6 protein-coding genes are annotated in these 3,623 nt (G+C 75.2%); all 6 read left to right on the top strand.

Features of this window, described 5'->3' with window-relative positions:
* A partial coding sequence (locus HUW36_RS28160) for a hypothetical protein (RefSeq protein WP_217428891.1) occupies positions 1-349 on the top strand: 349 nt, incomplete at its 5' end.
* Positions 350-399: 50 nt separating this feature from the next.
* Entirely contained in the window at positions 400-957 is a 558-nt protein-coding gene (locus HUW36_RS28155) for a hypothetical protein (RefSeq protein ID WP_174530898.1), read from the top strand.
* Between the two features lie 61 nt (positions 958-1,018).
* A complete protein-coding gene (smpB, locus tag HUW36_RS28150) occupies positions 1,019-1,510 on the top strand; it encodes an SsrA-binding protein SmpB (protein ID WP_174530897.1) in 492 nt (163 codons plus the stop codon).
* A 94-nt stretch (positions 1,511-1,604) separates the two neighbouring features.
* Positions 1,605-2,042 (top strand): VOC family protein, encoded by a 438-nt coding sequence (locus HUW36_RS28145; RefSeq protein ID WP_174530896.1) that lies wholly within the window; start codon positions 1,605-1,607, stop codon positions 2,040-2,042.
* A gap of 60 nt (positions 2,043-2,102) precedes the next feature.
* Positions 2,103-2,678, top strand: a complete 576-nt coding sequence (locus tag HUW36_RS28140; protein ID WP_174530895.1) for a helix-turn-helix domain-containing protein — start codon at positions 2,103-2,105, stop codon at positions 2,676-2,678.
* On the top strand, positions 2,675-3,623 hold a 949-nt coding region (locus HUW36_RS28135; RefSeq protein ID WP_174530894.1), incomplete at its 3' end, for an MFS transporter. The genes HUW36_RS28140 and HUW36_RS28135, both read left to right, overlap by 4 nt.

Raw genomic sequence — 3,623 nt, 5'->3', positions numbered from 1 at the left:
CGGGGTGCGCCCCGGCGAGCCGGTGGTCGAGAGCGCCGGCGTCCGCCTGGCCGGCACGCTGAGCCGGCTCGGCACCGGCCTGCCGGACTGGGACCCGGCCGGGGTGCCGTTGCGCCCGGTCGACCGGACCGGCCCGTACCGCACCGTGCTCACCGTGCCGGCCGGGACCGAGCTGGCCTACAAGTACACGCTCGGCGACTGGGCGCACGTGGAGCAGACCTGGACCGACAGCGACGCCGGCTGCGTCGACGTCGCCGACCGGCGGGTCACCGTCGGCGCGCCCGGCACCGTCCAGGTCGTCGCCGACCTCACCACCGGGTTCCGGGGCGTGGCGCCCTGCGACCGCTGACCACCGCACCGGCACCACCGCCGCCTCACCCCGTGACCGGAAGGACGACCATGCGACGCACCCTGCGCGCACTGCTCACCACGATGGCCCTGCTCGCCGCCGCGCTCGGCGGGCCCACCGCGGCGCACGCCTCCCCGCCGCCTCCGCAGGAGCTGGGCGGCCTCGACCTCGGCGCGTACTGCCGGTCGCTCGGCGCGGCCGACGCGGTGCTGACCGGTCAGACCGCGTACGACTGGCACTGCCGGGCCGGCGACGGCCGCCTGGCCGACCTGACCTTCGAGGCGGCGTGCCGGTGGACGTACCGCACCGACGCGGCGGTGGACCGGATCGGCGACTTCTACGACCCGACCTCGGTGCGCTGCTGGCGGGTCCGCGCCGACGTGGTGACGCCGGACCTGACCCGGTGGTGCCAGGTCACCGGCAACTCCACCGCGGAGCTGCGCGGCGGCACGGTCTACGACTGGCACTGCGTGCGCTACAGCCGGGCCGGGGTGACCTACTCCGACATCGACGTGCTCGCCGCCTGCCGGGAGACCACCCTCGGGTACGCGACGGTGGAGCGCTTCGTCCGCTTCGGCGACCCGTACTCCTGGCAGTGCCGCCTCTGATCCTCCCCGCCACGCCCGCCGGCGCCGGCTGCCTGCCGGCGCCGGCGGGTATCCTGCCGGCGTGGCCAGGGAGAACGGGCGCAAGCTGATCGCCTCGAACAAGAAGGCGCGGCACGACTACGACGTGCTCAAGACCTACGAGGCGGGCATCGTGCTGGCCGGCACCGAGGTGAAGTCGCTGCGCGAGGGGCGGGTGTCGCTGGTCGACGCGTTCGCCCAGGAGCACGACGGCGAGATCATGCTGCACGGGCTGCACATCGCCGAGTACGGCTTCGGCACCTGGACCAACCACGCGCCCCGGCGCACCCGCAAGCTTCTGCTGCACCGGGTGGAGATCGCCCGGATCCTGGACCGGCTGCGCGACGGCGGGATCACGCTGGTGCCGCTGTCGATGTACTTCGCCGACGGCTGGGCCAAGGTCGAGCTGGGGCTGGCCCGGGGCCGCCGCTCGTACGACAAGCGGCAGGCGCTCGCCGAGCGGGACGCCAACCGGGAGATCGCCCGGGAGATGGGCCGTCGCCTCAAGGGCCGTACGGTCGGCCGCCGCGCCTGAGGGTCCGCCACGTGTTGCGGACAGTTCCTGTCCGCTGGTTGCGGCAAGGTGGACGGCGACCGATCACACGGGACCCGACGGAAGGCGAACCGAGATGGCCCACGACGTGCAAATCACCTTCGACTGCGCCGACCCGGCGACGCTGGCGGCGTTCTGGGCCGAGGCCCTCGGCTACCGGGTCCAGGGCCCGCCCGAGGGCTTCGACTCGTGGGAGCAGGCGCTGACCGCGATGGGCGTGCCGCCGGAGCGGCACAACGACGCCTCGGCGGTGGTCGACCCCGACGGCGTCGGTCCGCGGATGTTCTTCCAGCGGGTGCCGGAGCCGAAGCGGGCCAAGAACCGGGTGCACCTGGACGTCCGGGCCGCGCCGGGCCTGACCGGGGAGGCCCGGATGACGGCGCTGGAGGCGGCGGCCGACCGGCTGGTCGCGCTCGGCGCGACCCGCGGGGACCGGCACGAGCCCGCTCCCCCGCTGGGTGCCGGACACATCGTGATGACCGACCCGGAGGGCAACGAGTTCTGCCTCGACTGACCGGGACGGCGAACTACAAGAACCCTTGTACATCGTTTCTTGTCGGTCTAGCGTGGCGGCATGGCGGACGACACGGGCACCGTGCACCTGACCGACGCGCGGGCCATGCGGGCGCTGGCCCATCCCACCCGGCTGCGCCTGCTCGGCGAGCTGCGCCGGCGCGGTCCGCAGACGGTCGGGATGCTGAGCGGGGTCACCGGCGAGGCGGTCGGCTCGGTCAGCTACCACCTGGGCCGGCTGGCCGAGCACGGCTTCGTGACGGAGGCCTCCGACCTGGCCCGCGACCGGCGCGAGCGGTGGTGGCGGGCGGCGCACGACCGCACCGAGTGGGAACCGGTCGAGCTGCTCGACGACCCGGAGCGACGGCTCGCCTCCGACCTGCTGCGCCGGGCCGCCATGCAGCGCTACGTGGACCGCTACCTGGCGTACCTGGACTCCGAGGCCGACCTCGACCGGGCCTGGGTGCGCGGCACCACCAGCAGCGACATGACGCTGCACCTGAGCCCGGACGAGCTGGTGGAGCTGCGCCGTGAGCTGTCCGAGCTGGGCGCCCGGTGGCGGGCGCGCGGCGCGCCCGGGCGGCCCGGCGCGGAGACGGTCACGCTGATCTGGCAGGCCTACCGGGGCCCGCGGTGACGCGCGACCGCCGGCCGCTGGCCGGGCTGCTGATCGGGCACGCCGTCTCGCTGACCGGCAACGTGCTGACATTGATCGCGCTGCCGCTCTACGTGCTGGCCGAGACCGGCTCGCCGGCGGCCACCGGGCTCGCCGGCGCGTTCGCCACCGCGCCGGTGGTGCTCGGCGGCGCGTTCGGCGGCGTGCTGGTCGACCGGATCGGCTATCGCAGGTCCAGCGTGCTCGCCGACGTGGTCTCCGGCGTGACGATAGCCGCCGTACCCCTGCTGCACGCCACCGTCGGCCTGCCGTTCCCGGCGCTGCTGGCGCTGGTCTTCGTCAGCGGGCTGCTGGACACCCCGGGCCAGACCGCCCGCACCGCGCTGATGCCGGAGGCGGCGGCCGCGGCCGGGGTGCCGATCGAGCGGGCGATCGGCTGGGAGGAGGCGACCTCGCGCGGCGCCCGCATGATCGGCGCGCCGGTCGCCGGCCTGCTGGTCGGCGTGCTGGGCCCGGTGCCGGTGCTGGCCGTGGACGCGGTGACGTTCGCCGTGTCCGCGCTGATCGTGACGGTGCTGGTACCGCGCGGCATGCGCCCGGCCGCCGAGGAGCCGGAGCCCGAGCGGCGCGGCTACTGGCCGGAGTTCGCCGCCGGGCTGCGCTTCCTGGTCCGCGAGCCGCTGCTGCGGGCCATGGTCCTGCTGGTGCTGGTGACCAACCTCTTCGACGCGGCCAAGACCAGCGTGCTGCTGCCGGTGGTCGCGGACCGGGAACTCGGCGGCCCGGCCGCGTTCGGCCTGCTGGTGGGCACCATGGGCGGCGGCGCGCTGGTCGGCTCGCTGGTGTTCAGCGCGATCGGCCACCGGCTGCCCCGCCGGGCCACGTTCGTCACCGCGTACGCGCTGTGCGGCGCGCCGCCGATGTGGGCGCTCGCCGCCGCGCCGCCGCTGCCGGTGGTGGTCGCGG

This window comes from Micromonospora maritima, from assembly GCF_902825405.1.
GTDB lineage: Bacteria > Actinomycetota > Actinomycetes > Mycobacteriales > Micromonosporaceae > Micromonospora > Micromonospora maritima.
The sequence above is the reverse complement of the archived record's forward strand: the minus strand, read 5'-3'. Positions and strand labels throughout refer to the sequence as shown.

Coding starts and splice junctions, on each gene's coding strand:
- HUW36_RS28145 (WP_174530896.1), top strand. CDS start 1,605: ATGGCCCACGACGTGCAAATCACCTTCGACTGCGCCGACCCGGCGACG.
- HUW36_RS28140 (WP_174530895.1), top strand. CDS start 2,103: ATGGCGGACGACACGGGCACCGTGCACCTGACCGACGCGCGGGCCATG.
- HUW36_RS28155 (WP_174530898.1), top strand. CDS start 400: ATGCGACGCACCCTGCGCGCACTGCTCACCACGATGGCCCTGCTCGCC.